The following is an 18,511-nucleotide window of genomic DNA, read 5'->3' on the forward strand; positions in this document are numbered from 1 at the left end:
GCTACCGCGGGTCGAACTCACCGCCCGGTCGAACTCACCCGGCGGCGGCCAACGCCAGGTTCGCCAGCGTCCGGACGCCCACCGTCAGCGCCCGCTCGTCCAGGTCGAAGGTGGGCTGGTGGATGTCGAGTCGCTCGCCGATGCCCGACCAGACGCCGAGCCGCGCCATGGCACCGGGCACCTCCTCGAGGTACCAGGAGAAGTCCTCGCCGCCGCCGGACTGCGGGGTGTCCGCCAGCGCGTCGGGCCCGAGCGCTGCAACCGCCTGTTCGACCATCCGGGTGGACACCACGTCGTTGACGACCGGGGGCACCCCCCGCCGGTAGTTCAGTTCGTAGCGCACACCGGTCGGTGCGAGCAGGCCGTTGACGATCTCGCGGACCATCGGCTCGAGCAGCGCCCAGGTCTCGTGGTCCCCGGTGCGCACCGTGCCCACCAACCGACCGGACTGCGGGATCGCGTTCGGCGCCTGGCCTGCGGTGACCGCGCCCCACACCATCACGGTGCCGGTGCGCGGGTCGATCCGCCTGCTGAGCAGGCCGGGCAGGCCGGTGATGACGGTGCCCAGCGCGTACACCAGGTCGGTGGTCAGGTGCGGCCGTGAGGTGTGGCCACCGGGCGAGTCCAGCAGGAGCTCGACCGTGTCCGCGGCCGAGGTGATGGCACCGAGCCGGACACCCACCTTCCCCACTTCCAGGCGTGGATCGCAGTGCAGCGCAAAGATTCTGGACACGCCCTCCATCGCGCCCGCGGCGATCACGTCCAGCGCTCCGCCGGGCATCACCTCCTCGGCCGGCTGGAAGACCAACCGGACGCCCACCGGCAGCTCCGGCGCCTGCGCCAGCGCCAACCCGGCGCCCAGCAGGATGGTGGTGTGCGCGTCGTGCCCGCACGCGTGCGAGACACCCGGCACGGTGGAGGCGAACGGCAGGCCGGTGTCCTCCTGGAGCGGCAGGGCGTCCATGTCCGCCCGCAGCGCCACCCGCGGACCGGTCTCCGGACCCAGGTCGCAGGTCAGCCCGGTGCCGCCGGGCAGCACCTGCGGCTTCAGGCCCGCCGCGAGCAACCGGGCCTCGACGAACTCGGTGGTCGCGAACTCACTGCGAGCCAGTTCCGGGTTGGCGTGGATGTGCCTGCGCCACTGCGTGAGGTCCGCCTCGTGTTCGACGACCCAGCGGTCGAGCCAGTCCGTCACCGCCGGCCCGCCCGACGTCGCTCGACACCCTCGAGCAGACGCTGCCGCTGCGCCGGGTCGGTGGCCGCGGCCAGCGCGGTGCCTGCCAGGGCGCGCGCGCCGTCGACCACGGCCCGGTCCGCCGACTCGGTCACGCAGGCCGCCGCGAACGCCGGCTGATGGGTGGCCGCACCGCCGGACTCGATCCCGATCACCGGGTGGATTCCCGGCAGCAGGTGGGTCACGTTCCCCATGTCGGTACTTCCCAACGGACGCAGTCCTTCCCACATCGGGGCGAGCGGACTGCGCCCCATTCGTTCGATCAGCTCACGATAGGCCTGGACCAGCCAGGGGTCCGGCACCAGCTCGTCGTAGTTCGGTGACACGGTACGGATCTCGTGCGTGCACCCGGCCGCCATCGCGCCCGCGGCGAAGCAGGCCCTGGCCCGCTCGCCGAGTTCGTCCAGGGACGCCGAGGTCCGGGCCCGCAGGTAGTAGAGCATCTCCACGTGGGCAGGCACGATGTTCGGCGCGACGCCGCCGTCGCTAACGATGCCGTGCACCTGCTGGCCCGCCGAGAGGTGCTGGCGCAGCAGCCCCACCCCGACCTGGGCGACCGTCGCCGCGTCCGCGGCGTTGCGGCCGAGTTCCGGTGCGGCCGAGGCGTGCGACTCGCGACCGCTGAAGGTGACCGCGAGGTCGGCCATCGCCAACGACACTGCGCCGGCGATGTCCTCCGGTCCGGGATGGACCATCAGCGCGGCGCCGAGCGGGTCGAAGACGCCCCTCTCGAGCATCAGCACCTTGCCCCCGCCGCTCTCCTCGGCGGGGGTGCCGAGCACCCGCACCGTGATGCCGAGACGGTCCGCGAGCGGCGCCAGCGCCAGGCCCGCACCGACCGCGGACGCCGCGATGATGTTGTGCCCGCAGGCGTGCCCGATCTCCGGCAGCGCGTCGTACTCGGCGAGGATCCCGACGACCAGCTCCCCGCTGCCGTAGCTGGCGGAGAAGGCCGTCGGCAGGTCGGCGACCGGGGTCTCGATCTCGAACCCGTGCTGCGCCAGCAGCTCCGCGGTCTTGGCCGCGCTCCGATGCTCCTCGAACGCCAGCTCCGGTTCCGCGTGAATCGAGTGGGAGAGCGCGATCAGGTCGGCCGCCGCCGAGGCGACCGCGTCGTCCACTTCCGAGTTCACCCCACCAGTGTCTCACCCGACGCGGCCGCACCCGCAGCCGACGACTCAGCCGAGGGTGAGGTTGTCCGCGGTCGTCGGGACGGCGAGCGCGCTCACGATCGACGCGTGGATGCCGGCCTTGATCCGCCCGAGATTGTTGCCGCGGACGTTGGTCGACGCCGCGGCGCGGGCCACCGCCGCCGCCAGGACGCCGTCGCCCTCGACCGCCTCGTTGACGATGCCGGTCGCGACCGCGTCGGGACCGCCGTAGCGACGAGAACTGGTCATCGCCTCCACCGCGGTCGCGCGCGGCAGCTGGGTGGTCATCAGCGCGTTCATCCCGACGGTGAAGCCCATGTTCAGGTTGGCCTCGGGCAGGCAGTAGAAGCCACGGTCCGCGCGCATCACCCGCTGGTCGTGCGAGGTGGCGAGCATGGCGCCTGCCCCGAAGGCGTGGCCCTGCACCGCCGCGACGGTGGTCATCGGGAACTCGAGCAGCCGCGCGAACACGGTGTGCACCCGGTCCAGGTACCAGTGCGCCTTGTCGAGGTTCGCGAACAACCAGTCGGTGTCGAGACCGTTGGTGAAGAACTTGCCGGTGGCCGCGGTGACCAGCGACGCGGGGCCCTCGTGGGCCTCGACCTCGTCGAGAGTGGCGTGGATCGCGTCGATCCAGTCCGGATGGAAGCGGTTCTCGCTGTCGGTCTGACCTGCGTTGCCGAGGTACAGGATGAAGACGTCACCGTCGCGCTCGAGATAAGGCATGGCCGAATACTACCTGCGGGTAACTTCCCGTGTCGTCAGTATCGTGTCCGGTCATGGGCAACCTCGAACAGCAGGCCGCGCACGTCATCGGCGAACGCACCGGCGTCGCGAAGCACGACGTCGCGATCGTGCTCGGTTCCGGCTGGCAGGAGGCCGCCGACGCGTTCGGCGAACCGGTCGCCACCGTGCCGATGGCGGAACTTCCGGGCTTCGCCGCCCCGACCGCGGCCGGCCACACCGGCCAGGTCCGCTCCGTCCGGGTGGGCGAACACCGGGTGCTGCTCATGCTCGGCCGCACCCACGCCTACGAGGGACACGAGCTGTCCCGGGTGGTGCACCCCGTGCGCACCGCCTGCGCGGCCGGGGTCGGCACGGTGATCCTGACCAACGCCGCCGGCGGGATCCGACCGGACCTGGAGGTCGGGCAGCCGGTGCTGATCGCCGACCACCTGAACCTGACCGGACGCTCCCCGCTGGCCGGTGCCGAGTTCGTGAACATGGTCGACGCCTACTCCCCCGACCTGCGGGCGCTGGCCCGCCGCGTCGACCCGACGCTGACCGAGGGGGTGTACGCGGGGCTGCCGGGACCGCACTACGAGACGCCCGCGGAGATCCGGATGCTGGCCACGCTGGGCGCGGACCTGGTCGGCATGTCGACGGTGCACGAGACGATCGCGGCCCGCGCCCTCGGCGCCCGGGTGCTGGGCCTGTCGCTCGTGACCAACATGGCCGCAGGCATCACCGGTCGGCCGCTGGACCACGCCGAGGTGCTCGCCGCCGGGGCCGCCTCGGCGGCCGCGGTGGGGGCACTGCTGAGGTCCCTGGTGGCGCAGCTGTGACCGCCGAGTCCACACCGACCGACGAGGCCCCGCTGACCTTCGGCACCGCAGGCCTCCGGGGCCCGCTGCGACCCGGCCCCGGCGGGATGAACGTCGACACCGTCACCCACACCACTGCCGGACTGGCGGCCTGGTTGCAGGGCCGCTGCCTCGGCGGCAGCACCGTCGTCGTCGGGCGCGACGCCCGGCACGGATCGGCGGAGTTCGCCACGGCCACCGCGGAGGTGCTCGCCGCGGCCGGATTCGAGGTCGTGCTGCTGCCCCGCCCCCTGCCCACCCCCGTGCTGGCGTACGCGGTCCGCGAACTTCGGGCGCCTGCGGGCGTACAGATCACCGCCTCCCACAACCCGGCAGGCGACAACGGCTACAAGGTGTTCCTCGACGGCGGTGCCCAGTTGATCTCGCCCGCCGACCGGGAGATCGAGGCGGCCGTCGCCGCGGTCGGACCCGCCACCGCGGTGCCGCGGACTCCCGTCCACCCGACCGACGACGCCCTACTGCGCGGCTACCTCGCCCGGGTCGCCGCACTGCCCCGGGGCTCGGACCGGGCACTGCGGATCGCGTTGACCCCGCTGCACGGCGTCGGCGGCGACACCGCCGTGGCGGCGCTGGCCGCCGCCGGGTTCACCGACGTCCACACCGTGGCAAGCCAATTCGATCCCGACCCGGACTTCCCCACCGTGCTCTTCCCGAACCCCGAGGAACCCGGCGCCACCGACGCCCTGCTCGAGTTGGCGGCCCGGGTCGGCGCGGACGTGGCCCTGGCGCTGGATCCCGACGCCGACCGCTGCGCGGTCGGGGTGCCAGGGCCGGGCGGCTGGCGGATGCTCAGCGGCGACGAGACCGGCGTGCTGCTGGGCGGCCACGTGCTCGAGACCGCCGGCCCGGATCCGCTCGTGGCCACCACGATCGTCTCGTCCCGACTGCTGGCCAAGGTCGCCGCGGCCCGCGGCGCCCGGTTCGCCGAGACGCTCACCGGGTTCAAGTGGCTGATGCGGGCCGGGGCCGGACTGGTGTACGCCTACGAGGAGGCGATCGGGTACTGCGTCGACCCACTCGCGGTGCGGGACAAGGACGGCATCTCCGCCGCGGTGCTCGTCGCGGACCTGGCAGCAGGGCTCGCGGCCCGCGGCCGGACCCTGCCCGACGTCCTGGACGACTACGCGGTGGAGTTCGGCGTGCACGCCACCGCGCAGGTGTCCCGGCGCGTCGACCGGCCGGGCGAGATCTCCGCACTGATGGCCCGGCTGCGCGACAACCTGCCGACCGCCCTCGCCGGCGACCCGGTGCACGCCGAGGACCTGCTGGAGCGACGCGGCCAGGGCCGCACCGACGCGGTGGTGCTCGGCGGCGAGCGCACCCGGATGGTGGTGCGGCCGTCGGGAACCGAGCCGAAGCTCAAGTGCTACCTCGAGGTGGTCGAGCCGGTGACACTCCGCAGCGACCTTCCCGGCGCCCGCGCCGCCGCGGCCGCCAGGATCCGGGCGCTGACCGACGTGGCGCTCGACCTGTGACCGGTACCTAGACTGCGTGGCGATGAACGAGGATCCGACGCTGCCCGACGCGGCCATGCACCCCGACCACCCGTCGGCGCCGATGCCGACGCCGACGCAGCATCGGGCGCCGATGCTGATCGCGGCCTTCGCCGTCGGTCTGCTCGCGGCGGCCGGGATCGTCGCGGCGGCAATGGCCTGGATCCCGGCGCCGAACCGGGGTCCCGTCCCGGTGGCGCCCCTCGTGGCGGCGGCGCCGAGCACCGTGTACGTCACGGTGCCCGCGACCTCGCCGCCGCCGGCCCCGGTCGGCACGGCCAGGATGACCGTCAATCCCGTCGTCGCGGCCGCCGCACCCGACGCCGCGACTCCGGCCGTGCGCGGCACCGACGGGCAGGGCTTCGTGGGATCCCCTGCGGCCCACTGCCGGTCCGGCCATCCCGCGGCGGCGGTCCTGCGCACCGCGGTCTCGCAGGCCGTGATCTGTCAGGGTGACGACGGCGGCTACTACTACCGGGCGGTCCGGCTCGCGGACGGCGCGGCACTCGAGGTCGGCGGCGCGAGCCCCACCGGCGACGGCTTCGTCGCCCGTACCGGCAGCTACTCCTACCTGGTGTCCCCCGTCGGCCTGACCGTCAGCCGGTACGGAAACACCCTCTCGACGCAGCAGGCGCTCGAGTTCTGGGCACGCTGAACGCGTCGGTCGACGACACCGCCGACGACGACGACGACGATCAGATCCAGCGGGGGCCGAACTGCCGGTCCCCCGCGTCGCCGAGCCCGGGCACGATGAACGCGTCCTCGTTGAGTCCCTCGTCGACGGCGGCGGTGACCAGGCGCACCGGGAATCCCGAGTTCTCCAGCGCGGCAACGCCCTGCGGGGCCGCGACCACACAGACCGCGGTGATGTCGGTGGCACCCCGGTGGACCAGCAGCTCGATGGTGCGCACCATCGAACCGCCGGTCGCCAGCATCGGGTCCAGGACGTAGACCGGGATCCCGGACAGGTCGTGCGGCAGGGATTCGAGGTAGGGCACCGGCTGATGGGTCTGCTCGTCACGCGCCATGCCCACGAAGCCGACCTGGGACTGCGGAATCAGCGAGCTGGCCTGCTCGACCATGCCGAGCCCGGCGCGAAGCACCGGCACCAGCAGCGGCGGATTCGCCAACCGCACCCCGCGGGTCGTCGCCACCGGGGTCTGCACGTCGAAGATCTCGATCTCGGCGTCCCGGATGGCCTCGTAGATGAGCATCTGGGTGAGCTGTCGCAGCGCGGACCGGAAGGTGGGGTTGTCGCTGCGCGCGTCACGCATCGTGGTCAGCAACGCGGCCGCCAGCGGATGATCGACGAATTGCGTCTCCATACCGCCAACAATATGCGCCGACGGGAACCTGTGCGGGGCAGAAGGCGTCCAACCCGGTGACAGGACAATTCATCGAACCCGGGGGGACCGAGATGAACGAGTTTTCGGCGGCGACGGACGGCATCCGCGGTTTCGGTGCGGTGGCAGGCACGCTCGCGACACAGGTGCACGCGGCCGCGGTGGGGGCCGCGGCGGCCGGGCCGGCGTTGCTCGGTCCGGCCTTCGGCCTGATCGGCGGCGAGTTCGTGACGGCCTTCGCGGCCGCCCAGGACCGCCACACTCGGTCCCTGACCGACCTGGCCGTCGTCCTCGACAGCATGTCGACCACCGCGGCGACCAACGCCGACGCGTACGACCGCGTCGACGACGGGGTGGCGACCGGCCTGCGGGTCGTCGGACCGGGGGCATGAGCATGCTCGACGTCGATGTCCTGGCCCGGCCCCTGATCGACCTGCTCGACACCTTCGGTACCGGTGTGCTGCCACCCGACGGCCCCGCAGACGCGCTGCGACTGGCCTCGGTGGCCCTGGACACCGCGTACGCCCTCGGCAGCCGCGGAATCGCCGAACTCGGCGGCGTCTGGACCGGTGCCGCCGCGCAGGCCGCGGCCGCGAAGGCGGAGCAGACGCAGGTGCAGCAGGTGCAGCTCTCGGACCGGGGTCAGGAGATCGCCACCGTCCTCACCGCGGCCTCGACGGACGTCGGTGCGGGAGTCGCGGAACTCGAGGCCCTGGTGACGTCGTTCGTCTCGGTGGCGACCGCGGCCGGCCCCGCACTGACCACCCCGGTCGGCCAGGTGATGATCCTGGCCTCGGCGATCGACCACGTCACCCGCGGCCTCGCGGTGGTGGCGCGGGTGCGGGCCGAACTGTCCGCCCACACCGCGGCGATGACCACCGGCGCCGACCGCGGCCCAGGCCGACCCGGGCGCGCTGTCTGCGGCGGTCCGCCCCAGCGGTGCCGGGCCGACCATCGACACCGCGGGGCTGCAGCAGCGGGGCGACGCGTTCAGCGGTTTCGGCCGCAGCCTCGCCGGCGCGGCCTCGGACGTACCGGGCGGGTCCTATCCGGGGTTCTCCGGCGCGCCCGCGCCCGTACTGTCCACCACCCGGACCGCCGCCGCCCCGCGCCGCGGCACCGGCGGCGCGGACTTCACCGGCCGCGGCACCGGTTCGTCGGCGGGCAGCAGCACCGGCAGCGTCGAGGTGTACCTCCCCGACGGCAGCACCGCGATGGCGCCGAACCAGGCGGCGGCCGACGCAGTCCGCAACGCGCTCAGCCAGCAGGGCGTGCCCTACCAGTGGGGCGGCACCACCCCGGGCCAGGGCCTGGACTGCTCCGGACTGACCCAGTGGGCGTACGGCGAGGCCGGAGTGGACCTGCCCAGGCTCGCGCAGGAGCAGGACATCGGGATCGCAGTCGACCAGTCCGAGCTGATGCCCGGCGACCTCGCCGTCTGGGACGGGCACGTGGCGATGGTGATCGGCGGCAATCAGATGGTCGAAGCGGGCGACCCGGTCCAGGTCAGTGCCGTGCGGACCGAGAACATCGGCATGGGCTTCCACGGCTTCTACCGGCCCACCACCGCATGACCGTCGAACCCCCCGGCGACGTCGCGACGGCCCTGGCCCGCAACCGCGCCGGGACGGTGGCGGTGCGGTGCACCGACCGCGGACTCCCGCTCGAGGTCCGACTCGACCAGCGCGAACTGCGCTACGGCGGCGCCCGGCTCGCCGCGACGATCCTGGACCTGAGCCGCCGCGCCACCGCCGAGGCCAAGGCGGTGCGTCGCATCGAACTCGCCGAGGCCGGGGTGCGCGCGGACGTACTCGACGCGCTCGGGCTGCCGACCCGCGCCGAACACTCCCGTGCCGAGCGGGCGGCCGCCGCGGACCGCCCCGCCCCGTCGAGCTGGCTGCGGCCGCTGTGAGCGCCGCCGAGATGGACCGGGTCCTCGCCGACGCCACCGGTCGGGTGGAGGCCCTGGAGGCGGCATTGCACGGCCTCACCCGGCTGCGCGCCCGGCTCACCCACCCGTCGGGCGTGCTCAGTGTCGAAGTCGACGAGAACGGCGGGCTCTGCGGGCTGTGGATCTCCGAGGCGCTGGACCGAGTCGACGCCGCCGAACTGGGACGGGCGCTGACCGAGACCGCGGACCGGGCCGCGGAAATGGTCGCCGGGCAACGAGATCGGATCCTGGCATCGCTTCACGACGCCCTCACCCACTAGGATTCCGGCCATGGCAGGAGACATCGTCCCGATCCAGCTCGGTCTGACCGACGGAGACCTCGTAACGCTGTGGGCCCCGAAGTGGCGGGAGGGAGACGACGAGTGGGAGGCCTTCCTCGGCAACGAGGAGAGCCTCTACGCGTTCGAGACGGTGGCCGAGTTGGCCGCCTTCGTCCGCAACAACTCCGCGCACGACCTCGCCGAGCATCCGTCGTGGGCGACCGTCTCCGCGCTCGCCGCCGCGGAATTCGAGCCGGACGAGGCACAGTCCTACGACCTGGTCGGGGTGCCGGAGCTGGCTGCCGAGGACCCGGACGCGGACACCGTCGCAGAGCTCGAGCGGTGCCTGGACATGGCACACACCCTCGGCGACGCCTGCGAACTCGACGTGGTCACCAAGTTCTTCGGGGCGAACCCCATCCTGGGTGCCCTGGCCGCCGGGCCCAGCGCGTTCGCCGGCCGCGAGGGCGAGGAGTACTGGTCACGGGTCGGTACCGCGCTGGCCACCGGGTGGGACGACGTGCTCGACGCGCTCGACGCCGTGATCGCCACGCCGAGCGTCGACGCCACCGCGGTCGCCGAGGCGGAGGCCGAGCTCCTCGCCGCCGAGGAGAACACGGTCGACGCGGACGACGCGGCCGGTGACGACGAGACCGACGAGGACCTCGAGTTCATGACGCTCGACCTCGACGACGACACCACCGATCCGATCGCCCTTGCGGCGGAAGAGGAAACGTTCTGGACGTCGGTCGGCATCGACCCAATCAAGATCATCACCGCAGGCGAGACCTACTACACGCTGCGGTGCTACCTCGGCGACGACCCGGTCTTCCTCGGTCGCGCCGGGCGGATCTTCGTCTTCACCTCCGAGCGGACGCTGGCCCGATACCTCGCCGACAACCACGACCACGACCTGGCGCGGGTGAGCACCTATGGCGAGGTGCAGACCGCCGCCGTCGACGGCGTCCTCGAGGTCGAGGTCACCGAGGACAACATCTACGTGCTGCCCGGACTCGTCGACGACCTGGCCGCGGGCCCGAGCTCGGTCGACGCCGACCAGCTCGACCTCGCGGTCGAGCTGCTCACCGACGCCGCGGCGTACGCGGAGGACGAGAGCACCGAGGCCGCGCTGGCCGCGTCCACGCCGCTGGGCTGGTACGTCTCCTACACGCTCAACCCCGACCCCACCCGGCTGGCACCGAGCCCGCCGTACGCCGCCGAGGCCGAGTCCTGGCGGGCGCTCGAGCGCGAGTTCGAGGGCCGGCTGCGCCCCACCGAGTAGTCCCGCGACGCACCCCGGTCGGCAGCGGTCAGCCGATCAGCACCGCGTAGCCCGGCTTGACCACGTCGTCGATGAGTCGGAGCCGATCGGGGAACGGGATGAATGCCGACTTGACGGCATTGATGGTGAATCGTTCGAGGTCGGACCAGCCGTACCCGAACGTCCGGACCAGCGCGAGCATCTCCCCGCTCATGGTGGTCGCGCTCATCAACCGGTTGTCGGTGTTGACGGTGACCCGGAACCGCAACCGCGCCAGCACGTCGAACGGGTGCTCCTCCAGGCTGGCCACCGCGCCGGTCTGGACGTTCGAACTCGGGCAGAGCTCCAGCGGAATCCGCTTGTCCCGCACATAGTTCGCGACGCGGCCGAGAACTGCGCCGCCGCCCGGCCCGATCTCGATGTCGTCGGTGATCCGCACCCCGTGGCCGAGCCGGTCCGCACCGCAGAACGCAATGGCCTCGTGGATCGACGGCAGCCCGAACGCCTCACCGGCGTGAATCGTGAAGTGCGCGTTGTTCGCCCGCATGTGCTCGAACGCGTCGAGGTGCCGGCTCGGCGGGTGCCCGGCCTCCGCGCCTGCGATGTCGAAGCCCACCACGCCCCGGTCCCGGAAGCGCACCGCCAGTTCCGCGATTTCCCGGGACCGCGCCGCGTGCCGCATTGCGGTGAGCAGGCACCCGATCCGGATCTCCCGGCCCAGCTCCCGCGCACGGGCGATGCCCTCCTCGAATCCGAGCAGCGTGTGGTGCACCACCTCGTCGAGCGTCAGCCCACGCTCGAGGTGCTGTTCCGGCGCGAATCGAACCTCCGCGTACACCACCGAGTCCTCGGCCAGGTCCAGCGCACACTCGGCGGCCACCCGCGCCAGGCCGGCCGGGGTCTGCATGACCGCGACCGTGTGCTCGAAGGTCTCCAGGTAGCGCACCAGCGAACCGCTGCCCGCGGCCGCCGCGAACCACTCGGCCAGCGATTCGGCGTCGTCCGCAGGCAGCCCCTCGTACCCGCAGTCCCGCGCGAGTTCCAGCACGGTGGCAGGCCGCAGGCCGCCGTCGAGGTGGTCGTGCAGCAGCACCTTCGGTGCGGTCCGCAGCGTCCCCAGGTCGATCGGGGCGGGGCCGGTCAGCTCGGATCGATCCGCGGGAGTGCTCATGAGCCGACGCTAGCGGGGACCGGTCCGATCCGCTCGATCACCAGCGGCCCGGCGCGGTGTGTCCCGCCGAGCGCGCACGCCCCCGCCAGTGCCGCCCGCGCGGGCCCGAACCGGTCCGGGTCGTCGGTGTACAGGGTGAACAGCGGCTGCCCCGCCCGTACGGTGTCGCCAGGCCGGACGTGCCAGCGCACCCCCGCCCCGGCCTGCACGGGTTCGCCCTGGCGCAGCCGGCCGGCGCCGAGCAGTCGGGCCGCGATCCCGACGGCCATCGCGTCCAGTCCGGTGACGACGCCGGATCCGGTCGCCGCGACCACCTCGCTCTCGCGGGCCCGCGGCAACGGCGCGACCGGGTCCCCGCCCTGCGCCCGCACCATGGCCCGCCAGCGGTCCATCGCCCGGCCGTCGCGCAGCGCCGCCGCGGGGTCCGCGTCGTACAGGCCCGCCGCCCCGAGCATTTCCTCGGCCAGGGTCAGGGTCAGGGCCACCACGTCGGCAGGCCCCCCACCCGCCAGTACCTCGACGGACTCGGCCACCTCGAGCGCGTTGCCCGCGGTGTACCCGAGCGGGCTGTCCATCGCGGTGAGCAGCGCGACGGTGTGCATCCCGGCATCGGCCCCGAGCTCGACCATCACCGTGGCCAGTTCCCGGGCGCCTGCCAGGGTCTTCATGAAGGCGCCGGCCCCCACCTTCACGTCCAGGACCAGCGCCCCGGCGCCCTCGGCGATCTTCTTGCTCATGATCGAACTGGCCAGCAGCGGGACCGACTCGACGGTGCCGGTGACGTCCCGCAGCGCGTAGAGCTTCTTGTCCGCCGGCGCCAGGCCCGCACCGGCGGCGCACACCACCGCGCCGATCTCGGGATCCACCAGGATCGCGAGGATCTCCTCGCCGGTCAGCTCGGCCCGCCAGCCGGGGATGGACTCGAGTTTGTCCAGCGTGCCGCCGGTGTGCCCGAGACCGCGGCCGGAGAGCTGTGGCACCGCGGCGCCGCACGCCGCCACCAGCGGCGCCAGCGGCAGGGTGATCTTGTCCCCCACCCCGCCGGTGGAGTGCTTGTCGACGGTGGGCCGGCGCAGTGCGGACAGGTCCATCCGCTGACCGGTGGCGATCATCGCCGCCGTCCAGCGGGCGGTCTCGGCGCGGGTCAGGCCGTTGAAGACGATCGCCATGGCCAGCGCCGACATCTGCTCGTCCGCCACCTCGCCACGCGTGAAGGCGTCGATCACCCAGTCGATCTGCCGGTCGGTGAGCTCGCGGCCGTCGCGCTTGGCGGTGATCACCGAGATCGCGTCGGTCACGCCTGTCCCCCGCGGACCCGGTCGAGGTCCTGCGGCCCGAACGCCGCGGGCAGCAGGTCCGCGAGAGCTACAGCGCCCGTGGGGGTGTCGATCGCCAACTCGGGTCCACCGTGCTCGAGCAGAAGCTGGCGGCAGCGGCCGCACGGCATCAGGATCGCACCGGAACCGTCCCGGCAGGAGAGCGCCACCAGACGCCCGCCACCGGAGCTGTGCAAGTTACTGACCAGTCCACATTCGGCACACAGGCTCAGGCCGTATGAGACATTTTCCACATTGCAACCGACCACGATTCGGCCGTCGTCGACTAGGGCCGCCGCACCCACCGGAAACCGGGAGTACGGCGCGTAGGCACCCCGCATCACCCTATCGGCATTGTCCCGCAACACATTCCACTCAGTTTCCGTCACGGTTGACCATCCTGGCACGCGCACTGAATTGATGCAGAAGATCGCCCGACGAGGCTCCGCTCCTTCGGGCAGGCAAACCTAAGAAGGATCGCGGCTCGCGGTACGAACCGCCGATTGAATTAGTTCCCGCATTCTGAGGGGATTACAGTGCAGGGAGTCGGTTCAGGTTCTCGTCGCGCCAAGGCTGAAAACTCCAGGGTCGTCCCCAGAAACAGCCGCCAGGGGTGCGACGCGTCCAATCAATGACGTTGGAGGCACAGCACTCGATGAGTAGCACGACTGAAGCCGCTCCGGCGAAGGAGCGCACACGGTCGCTATACCGGGGCGACCCCGGAATGTGGTCATGGGTTCTACACCGGATCACGGGCGTCGCAACTTTCTTCTTCCTTTTTGTCCACGTGCTCGACACCGCGCTGGTGCGAGTCAATCCGGACACCTACGACAAGGTCATCGAGACCTACAAGAACCCGCTGGTCGGGCTCATGGAGCTCGCCCTGGTCGCGATGGTGCTCTACCACGCGCTCAACGGCGTCCGGGTGATGACCATCGACTTCTGGTCGAAGGGTCCGAAGTACCAGCGCCCGATGCTCTGGATCATCATCGCGATCTGGTTCGCGGTCATGATTCCCGGCGCGGCGCGCATCTTCTACAACATGTTTGCGGGGCACTGACATGACTGAAGCCAAATCCCTCGGTACGTCGTTCGACCGTCCCGCCAGCCTGGACAGCCCGCGCTCGCCGCGGCGCCAGTCCAAGAACAACTTCGAGCTCTACGCCTGGTTGTTCATGCGCCTGTCCGGTCTCGCGCTGATCGTGCTCGTCCTCGGGCACCTGTTCATCATGCTGATGGTGGACAACGGCGTGCACCGGATCAACTTCGCCTTCGTGGCCGGCCGCTGGTCCAGCCCGTTCTGGCAGATGTGGGACCTGACCATGCTCTGGCTCGCCCAGCTGCACGGCGGCAACGGCCTGCGCACGGTGATCGCGGACTACTCCCGCAAGGACTCCACGCGCTTCTGGCTGAACACGATCCTCGTGGTGTCCATGATCCTGATCATGGCCCTCGGCACGTACGTCATCTTCACCTTCGACCCCAACATCACGGCCTAGGGGAGTAGAAACTTCATGCAGGAACATCGTTACGACGTCGTCATCGTCGGCGCCGGCGGCGCCGGGATGCGCGCAGCCATCGAGTCCGGTCCCCGGGTCCGCACCGCGGTCCTGACCAAGCTCTACCCCACCCGCAGCCACACCGGTGCGGCCCAGGGCGGCATGTGCGCCGCGCTGGCGAACGTGGAGGAAGACAACTGGGAGTGGCACACCTTCGACACCGTCAAGGGCGGCGACTACCTCGCCGACCAGGACGCCGTCGAGATCATGGCCAAGGAGGCCATCGATGCGGTGCTCGACCTGGAGAAGATGGGCCTGCCGTTCAACCGGACGCCCGAGGGCAAGATCGACCAGCGGCGCTTCGGCGGCCACACCCGTGACCACGGCAAGGCACCGGTCCGCCGGGCCTGCTACGCCGCGGACCGCACCGGTCACATGATCCTGCAGACGCTGTACCAGAACTGCGTCAAGCACGACGTCGAGTTCTTCAACGAGTTCTACGCCCTCGACCTGGCGCTGACCGAGACCGAGGACGGCCCGGTCGCGACCGGTGTCATCGCCTACGAGCTCTCCACCGGCGAGCTGCACGTCTTCCACGCGAAGTCCATCGTGTTCGCCACCGGCGGCTCGGGCCGGATGTACAAGACGACGTCCAACGCACACACCCTCACCGGTGACGGCATGGGCATCATCTTCCGCAAGGGTCTGCCGCTGGAGGACATGGAGTTCCACCAGTTCCATCCGACAGGCCTCGCCGGCCTGGGCATCCTGATCTCCGAGGCCGTGCGCGGCGAGGGCGGCATCCTCCGCAACGCCGACGGCGAGCGGTTCATGGAGCGCTACGCCCCCACCATCAAGGACCTCGCGCCCCGCGACATCGTGGCCCGGTCCATGGTGCTCGAGGTGCTCGAGGGCCGCGGCGCCGGACCGAACAAGGACTACGTCTACATCGACGTGACCCACCTCGGTGCGGAGGTGCTCGAGGAGAAGCTCCCCGACATCACCGAGTTCGCCCGTACCTACCTGGGCGTGGACCCGGTGACCGAGCTGGTCCCCGTGTACCCGACCTGCCACTACGTGATGGGCGGCATCCCCACCAAGATCCGCGGTGAGGTGCTGCGCAACAACGAGGACATCGTCCCCGGCCTGTACGCCGCCGGCGAGTGCGCCTGCGTCTCCGTGCACGGCGCGAACCGTCTCGGCACCAACTCGCTGCTCGACATCAACGTCTTCGGCCGTCGCGCCGGCATCGCCGCCGCGGAGCACGCCGAGAACACCGACTTCGTGCCGCTGCCGGAGAACCCGGCGAAGATGGTCCAGGACTGGCTCGAGGTCATCCTCTCCGACCACGGTCACGAGCGCGTCGCGGACATCCGCACCGAGCTGCAGCAGACCATGGACAACAACGCGTCCGTGTTCCGCACCGACACCACGTTGACCAACGCACTCAAGGACGTCCGCGCCCTCAAGGAGCGATACAACCACATCACGGTGCAGGACAAGGGCAAGCGCTTCAACAGCGACCTGCTCGAGGCCCTCGAGCTCGGCTTCCTGTTGGAGATGGCCGAGGTCACGGTCGTCGGCGCACTGAACCGCAAGGAGTCGCGCGGCGGCCACGCCCGCGAGGACTACCCGGATCGCAACGACGCCGAGTACATGCAGCACACGATGGCATACAAGGAGGGCACCGGCCTGCTCTCCGACATCCGTCTCGACTACAAGCCGGTAGTCCAGACCCGCTACGAGCCCATGGAGCGTAAGTACTGATGTCCGCACCCGTTGTAGACAAAGACGCCCCCGCCCTGCCGCCCGTGCCCGAGGGCGCCGTCATGGTGACCCTCAAGATCGCCCGGTTCAACCCGGAGGACGGCGACGGTCAGCGCTGGGAGAGCTTCCAGGTCCCGGCCCTGCCGACCGACCGCATGCTGAACCTGCTGCTGTACGTGAAGGGCTACCTGGACGGCTCCCTGACGTTCCGGCGCTCCTGCGCGCACGGCGTGTGCGGCTCGGACGCCATGCGGATCAACGGCGTCAACCGTCTGGCCTGCAAGATCCTGATGAAGGACATGCTGCCCAAGGACGGCAAGCCCGTCACCATCACCATCGAGCCGATCAAGGGCCTGCCGGTGGAGAAGGACCTCGTGGTCGACATGGAGCCCTTCTTCGACGCGTTCCGCGCCGTGAAGCCGTTCCTCATGACCACCGGGAACGAGCCGACCTACGAGCGCATCCAGTCGCAGGCCGACCGCGCCCGTTTCGACGACACCACCAAGTGCATCCTCTGCGCGTGCTGCACCACCTCGTGCCCGGTGTACTGGGCGGACGGAAGCTACTTCGGTCCGGCCGCGATCGTGAACGCACACCGGTTCATCTTCGACAGCCGTGACGAGGGCGCCAGCGAGCGTCTCGACATCCTGAACGACAAGGAAGGCGTGTGGCGCTGCCGCACCACCTTCAACTGCACCGACGCGTGCCCCCGTGGCATCCAGGTGACGAAGGCGATCCAGGAAGTCAAGCGCGCTCTCCTGTTCGCCCGATAGTTCGAATCCCACCATTTGGATGTTAAAAGAAAAGGCACGGTTCTCATGTAACGAGAACCGTGCCTTTTCCGATGTCAAGTCGGCTACCAATCGGTTACCCTTGGCCGAACAATCGATGCGCCTCACCCGAGGACGCACACATGAAGGGACCGGGGACCACGGCAATGGAGTCAGACTTCGCATCTCGACTGAACAAACTTTTCGAGACCGTGCACCCGGCCGGCCGAAAGCCGCACACCAACACCGAGGTTGCCGAGTCGCTCAACGCCTCCGGCCATCGGATCTCCAAGCCGTACATCTCGCAGCTGCGCAACGGTCAGCGGACCAACCCGTCCCCCGACACCGTCGCCGCGCTGGCCCAGTTCTTCAAGGTGAAGTCCGACTACTTCTTCGACGACATCTACGCCGCTCGAATCGACCATGACCTCGAATTGCTTGCGCAGCTTCGTGGTTACGGACTCCGCCGCCTCTCGGCCCGAGCGTTCGACCTGTCCTCCGAGTCGCAGGAGCTACTCACGGCCATGGCCGAGAAGCTCCGCCGGAGCGAGGGGCTACCGGCGACTCCGCCGGACTCCACCGAGTAGACAAAAGGGGCCGGGTGCATTGCACCCGGCCTCTTTGCGTACGGTGTTCGACTATTCATACCAAGGGATTGAGAACGTGACGACGACCAACCGTCGCCGTGGAGCCCGACGCGCACTGGCGGTCGGGCTGCTACTCGGCACCACCGCCGTACTTCCGGCGCTCGTACTGGCCCAGTCGGGAGCGGCTCCGGCGCCCGACGGCGGCCGGATGGTCGAGGCCAGCAAATTCGGGGACAAACACTGCGACGACGATGATCGTCACGGTCACCATCACGATCATCACCACTGCGGCGGCGGCAAGCCGACCAAGCCCCCCAAGCCGACGAAGCCCCCGAAGCCGACGACCACTCCCCGGCCCACGACTTCGGTTGTGCCCACCACGACTGTCGTCGCACCGACCACGACGACTGAGGCGCCCACGACCACGACTGAGGCGCCGACCACCACGTCGGAAGCACCCACCACCACGACTGAGGCGCCCACCACCACGTCGGAAGCACCCACCACCACGACTGAGGCGCCCACCACCACGTCGGAAGCACCCACCACCACGACTGAGGCGCCGACCACCACGTCGGAAGCACCCACCACCACGACTGAGGCGCCCACCACCACGTCGGAAGCACCCACCACCACGTCGGAAGCACCGACCACCACCGAGGCGCCCACCACGACCACGGAAGCACCGACGACATCCGTCGCACCCACCACCTCGGAAGTTCCGACCACCACGACTGAGGCGCCAGCCACGACGACCGAAGCGCCCACCACCACCTCGGAAGCGCCCACCACCACGTCGGAAGCACCGACCACCACCGAGGCGCCCACCACGACCACGGAAGCACCGACGACATCCGTCGCACCCACCACCTCGGAAGTTCCGACCACCACGACTGAGGCACCGACCACCACGTCCGAGGCGCCGGCCACCACCACCGAAGCACCGACCACGACGACCGAAGCGCCCACGACCACGTCGGAAGTACCGACCACCACGTCGGAATCGCCCACCACCACGATTTCGGTCACGCCGACGACTTCGGCCAAGCCCGCCACTTCGACGAAGACCACCACACCGGCCAGGCCCACGACTCCCGCCTCCGC

At 70.7% G+C, this 18,511-nt stretch carries 23 protein-coding genes and 1 pseudogene; 13 read left to right on the plus strand and 11 right to left on the minus strand.

Annotated features, from left to right (window positions below):
* Positions 1 to 34: 34 nt before the first annotated feature.
* From ACFO6S_RS02630 to ACFO6S_RS02640, 3 genes are read right to left on the minus strand one after another with little or no spacing between them, the layout of a single operon-like run.
* Positions 35 to 1,195 carry a M20 family metallopeptidase gene (locus ACFO6S_RS02630; protein WP_378413833.1) on the minus strand — a complete coding sequence of 387 codons (1,161 nt, stop codon included), beginning with the start codon at positions 1,193 to 1,195 and terminating at the stop codon, positions 35 to 37.
* On the minus strand, positions 1,192 to 2,367 hold the full coding sequence (locus ACFO6S_RS02635; protein ID WP_378413834.1) for a M20 family metallopeptidase: 1,176 nt from the start codon (positions 2,365 to 2,367) through the stop codon (positions 1,192 to 1,194). The genes ACFO6S_RS02630 and ACFO6S_RS02635 overlap by 4 nt, the downstream gene beginning before the upstream one ends.
* Positions 2,368 to 2,412: 45 nt before the next feature.
* On the minus strand, positions 2,413 to 3,111 hold the full coding sequence (locus tag ACFO6S_RS02640; RefSeq protein ID WP_378413836.1) for an enoyl-CoA hydratase/isomerase family protein: 699 nt from the start codon (positions 3,109 to 3,111) through the stop codon (positions 2,413 to 2,415).
* A 53-nt stretch (positions 3,112 to 3,164) separates the two neighbouring features.
* On the opposite strand from ACFO6S_RS02640, the gene ACFO6S_RS02645 reads away from it, so the two are divergent.
* The 3 genes from ACFO6S_RS02645 to ACFO6S_RS02655 are packed head-to-tail and all read left to right on the plus strand — an operon-like array spanning position 3,165 to position 6,137.
* Positions 3,165 to 3,950: a purine-nucleoside phosphorylase gene (locus ACFO6S_RS02645; RefSeq protein WP_378413838.1), complete on the plus strand. Its 786-nt coding sequence runs from the start codon at positions 3,165 to 3,167 to the stop codon at positions 3,948 to 3,950.
* Positions 3,947 to 5,464: a phospho-sugar mutase gene (locus tag ACFO6S_RS02650; RefSeq protein WP_378413840.1), complete on the plus strand. Its 1,518-nt coding sequence runs from the start codon at positions 3,947 to 3,949 to the stop codon at positions 5,462 to 5,464. Before ACFO6S_RS02645 ends, ACFO6S_RS02650 begins: the two co-directional genes overlap by 4 nt.
* 22 nt (positions 5,465 to 5,486) lie before the next feature.
* Positions 5,487 to 6,137 (plus strand): hypothetical protein, encoded by a 651-nt coding sequence (locus tag ACFO6S_RS02655; protein ID WP_378413842.1) that lies wholly within the window; start codon positions 5,487 to 5,489, stop codon positions 6,135 to 6,137.
* A 40-nt stretch (positions 6,138 to 6,177) separates the two neighbouring features.
* Here ACFO6S_RS02655 and upp read toward each other — a convergent pair whose 3' ends face one another.
* Entirely contained in the window at positions 6,178 to 6,807 is a 630-nt protein-coding gene (upp, locus tag ACFO6S_RS02660; RefSeq protein ID WP_378413844.1) for a uracil phosphoribosyltransferase, read from the minus strand.
* Between the two features lie 92 nt (positions 6,808 to 6,899).
* On the opposite strand from upp, the gene ACFO6S_RS02665 reads away from it, so the two are divergent.
* Positions 6,900 to 7,217 carry a type VII secretion target gene (locus ACFO6S_RS02665; RefSeq protein WP_378413846.1) on the plus strand — a complete coding sequence of 106 codons (318 nt, stop codon included), beginning with the start codon at positions 6,900 to 6,902 and terminating at the stop codon, positions 7,215 to 7,217.
* A gap of 250 nt (positions 7,218 to 7,467) precedes the next feature.
* Here the strand turns inward: ACFO6S_RS02665 and ACFO6S_RS02670 are convergent, their stop codons facing one another.
* The gene (locus ACFO6S_RS02670) at positions 7,468 to 7,704 is read right to left on the minus strand and encodes a hypothetical protein (protein ID WP_378413848.1); all 237 of its coding nucleotides are present in this window, start codon (positions 7,702 to 7,704) and stop codon (positions 7,468 to 7,470) included.
* A gap of 166 nt (positions 7,705 to 7,870) precedes the next feature.
* On the minus strand, positions 7,871 to 8,077 hold the full coding sequence (locus ACFO6S_RS21240) for a hypothetical protein (RefSeq protein ID WP_417714993.1): 207 nt from the start codon (positions 8,075 to 8,077) through the stop codon (positions 7,871 to 7,873).
* Between ACFO6S_RS21240 and ACFO6S_RS02675 the strand changes: the two are divergent.
* The 4 genes and pseudogenes from ACFO6S_RS02675 to ACFO6S_RS02690 all read left to right on the plus strand — a co-directional run.
* A pseudogene (locus ACFO6S_RS02675) lies at positions 8,013 to 8,399 on the plus strand (C40 family peptidase); the annotation flags it as partial. The gene ACFO6S_RS21240 and the pseudogene ACFO6S_RS02675 overlap by 65 nt on opposite strands.
* The gene (locus tag ACFO6S_RS02680) at positions 8,396 to 8,737 is read left to right on the plus strand and encodes a hypothetical protein (RefSeq protein ID WP_378413850.1); all 342 of its coding nucleotides are present in this window, start codon (positions 8,396 to 8,398) and stop codon (positions 8,735 to 8,737) included. The pseudogene ACFO6S_RS02675 and the gene ACFO6S_RS02680, both read left to right, overlap by 4 nt.
* A complete protein-coding gene (locus ACFO6S_RS02685) occupies positions 8,734 to 9,036 on the plus strand; it encodes a YbaB/EbfC family DNA-binding protein (RefSeq protein WP_378413852.1) in 303 nt (100 codons plus the stop codon). The genes ACFO6S_RS02680 and ACFO6S_RS02685 overlap by 4 nt, the downstream gene beginning before the upstream one ends.
* A gap of 10 nt (positions 9,037 to 9,046) precedes the next feature.
* Positions 9,047 to 10,318 carry a primosomal protein gene (locus ACFO6S_RS02690; protein ID WP_378413854.1) on the plus strand — a complete coding sequence of 424 codons (1,272 nt, stop codon included), beginning with the start codon at positions 9,047 to 9,049 and terminating at the stop codon, positions 10,316 to 10,318.
* Between the two features lie 28 nt (positions 10,319 to 10,346).
* Here the strand turns inward: ACFO6S_RS02690 and ACFO6S_RS02695 are convergent, their stop codons facing one another.
* The 3 genes from ACFO6S_RS02695 to ACFO6S_RS02705 are packed head-to-tail and all read right to left on the minus strand — an operon-like array spanning position 10,347 to position 13,173.
* Positions 10,347 to 11,468 (minus strand): adenosine deaminase, encoded by a 1,122-nt coding sequence (locus ACFO6S_RS02695; protein ID WP_378413855.1) that lies wholly within the window; start codon positions 11,466 to 11,468, stop codon positions 10,347 to 10,349.
* A complete protein-coding gene (locus ACFO6S_RS02700; protein ID WP_378413857.1) occupies positions 11,465 to 12,766 on the minus strand; it encodes a thymidine phosphorylase in 1,302 nt (433 codons plus the stop codon). Before ACFO6S_RS02700 ends, ACFO6S_RS02695 begins: the two co-directional genes overlap by 4 nt.
* Positions 12,763 to 13,173, minus strand: a complete 411-nt coding sequence (locus ACFO6S_RS02705; protein ID WP_378413859.1) for a cytidine deaminase — start codon at positions 13,171 to 13,173, stop codon at positions 12,763 to 12,765. The genes ACFO6S_RS02700 and ACFO6S_RS02705 overlap by 4 nt, the downstream gene beginning before the upstream one ends.
* A gap of 266 nt (positions 13,174 to 13,439) precedes the next feature.
* On the opposite strand from ACFO6S_RS02705, the gene sdhC reads away from it, so the two are divergent.
* From sdhC to ACFO6S_RS02730, 5 genes are all read left to right on the plus strand, one after another.
* Positions 13,440 to 13,844, plus strand: coding sequence for a succinate dehydrogenase, cytochrome b556 subunit (gene sdhC / locus ACFO6S_RS02710; protein ID WP_378413861.1), 405 nt, complete (start codon positions 13,440 to 13,442; stop codon positions 13,842 to 13,844).
* Position 13,845: 1 nt separating this feature from the next.
* Positions 13,846 to 14,283: a succinate dehydrogenase hydrophobic membrane anchor subunit gene (locus tag ACFO6S_RS02715; RefSeq protein WP_378413863.1), complete on the plus strand. Its 438-nt coding sequence runs from the start codon at positions 13,846 to 13,848 to the stop codon at positions 14,281 to 14,283.
* 15 nt (positions 14,284 to 14,298) lie between these two features.
* Positions 14,299 to 16,050: a succinate dehydrogenase flavoprotein subunit gene (sdhA, locus tag ACFO6S_RS02720; protein ID WP_378413865.1), complete on the plus strand. Its 1,752-nt coding sequence runs from the start codon at positions 14,299 to 14,301 to the stop codon at positions 16,048 to 16,050.
* A complete protein-coding gene (locus tag ACFO6S_RS02725; RefSeq protein ID WP_378413867.1) occupies positions 16,050 to 16,823 on the plus strand; it encodes a succinate dehydrogenase iron-sulfur subunit in 774 nt (257 codons plus the stop codon). Before sdhA ends, ACFO6S_RS02725 begins: the two co-directional genes overlap by 1 nt.
* 164 nt (positions 16,824 to 16,987) lie before the next feature.
* A complete protein-coding gene (locus ACFO6S_RS02730) occupies positions 16,988 to 17,407 on the plus strand; it encodes a helix-turn-helix domain-containing protein (RefSeq protein ID WP_378414073.1) in 420 nt (139 codons plus the stop codon).
* Positions 17,408 to 17,537: 130 nt separating this feature from the next.
* Here the strand turns inward: ACFO6S_RS02730 and ACFO6S_RS02735 are convergent, their stop codons facing one another.
* Together ACFO6S_RS02735 and ACFO6S_RS02740 are read right to left on the minus strand one after the other, a co-directional pair.
* Positions 17,538 to 17,675 (minus strand): hypothetical protein, encoded by a 138-nt coding sequence (locus ACFO6S_RS02735; RefSeq protein WP_378413869.1) that lies wholly within the window; start codon positions 17,673 to 17,675, stop codon positions 17,538 to 17,540.
* Between the two features lie 11 nt (positions 17,676 to 17,686).
* Positions 17,687 to 18,496, minus strand: a complete 810-nt coding sequence (locus tag ACFO6S_RS02740; protein WP_378413871.1) for a hypothetical protein — start codon at positions 18,494 to 18,496, stop codon at positions 17,687 to 17,689.
* Positions 18,497 to 18,511: the final 15 nt, after the last annotated feature.

Source organism: Rhodococcus kronopolitis (assembly GCF_042654025.1).
GTDB lineage: Bacteria > Actinomycetota > Actinomycetes > Mycobacteriales > Mycobacteriaceae > Rhodococcus_G > Rhodococcus_G kronopolitis.

Coding starts and splice junctions, on each gene's coding strand:
- ACFO6S_RS02690 (WP_378413854.1), top strand. CDS start 9,047: ATGGCAGGAGACATCGTCCCGATCCAGCTCGGTCTGACCGACGGAGAC.
- ACFO6S_RS02725 (WP_378413867.1), top strand. CDS start 16,050: ATGTCCGCACCCGTTGTAGACAAAGACGCCCCCGCCCTGCCGCCCGTG.
- ACFO6S_RS02665 (WP_378413846.1), top strand. CDS start 6,900: ATGAACGAGTTTTCGGCGGCGACGGACGGCATCCGCGGTTTCGGTGCG.
- ACFO6S_RS02695 (WP_378413855.1), bottom strand. CDS start 11,468: ATGAGCACTCCCGCGGATCGATCCGAGCTGACCGGCCCCGCCCCGATC.
- ACFO6S_RS02640 (WP_378413836.1), bottom strand. CDS start 3,111: ATGCCTTATCTCGAGCGCGACGGTGACGTCTTCATCCTGTACCTCGGC.
- ACFO6S_RS02655 (WP_378413842.1), top strand. CDS start 5,487: ATGAACGAGGATCCGACGCTGCCCGACGCGGCCATGCACCCCGACCAC.
- upp (WP_378413844.1), bottom strand. CDS start 6,807: ATGGAGACGCAATTCGTCGATCATCCGCTGGCGGCCGCGTTGCTGACC.
- ACFO6S_RS02645 (WP_378413838.1), top strand. CDS start 3,165: ATGGGCAACCTCGAACAGCAGGCCGCGCACGTCATCGGCGAACGCACC.
- ACFO6S_RS02715 (WP_378413863.1), top strand. CDS start 13,846: ATGACTGAAGCCAAATCCCTCGGTACGTCGTTCGACCGTCCCGCCAGC.
- ACFO6S_RS02730 (WP_378414073.1), top strand. CDS start 16,988: ATGGAGTCAGACTTCGCATCTCGACTGAACAAACTTTTCGAGACCGTG.
- ACFO6S_RS02680 (WP_378413850.1), top strand. CDS start 8,396: ATGACCGTCGAACCCCCCGGCGACGTCGCGACGGCCCTGGCCCGCAAC.
- sdhC (WP_378413861.1), top strand. CDS start 13,440: ATGAGTAGCACGACTGAAGCCGCTCCGGCGAAGGAGCGCACACGGTCG.
- sdhA (WP_378413865.1), top strand. CDS start 14,299: ATGCAGGAACATCGTTACGACGTCGTCATCGTCGGCGCCGGCGGCGCC.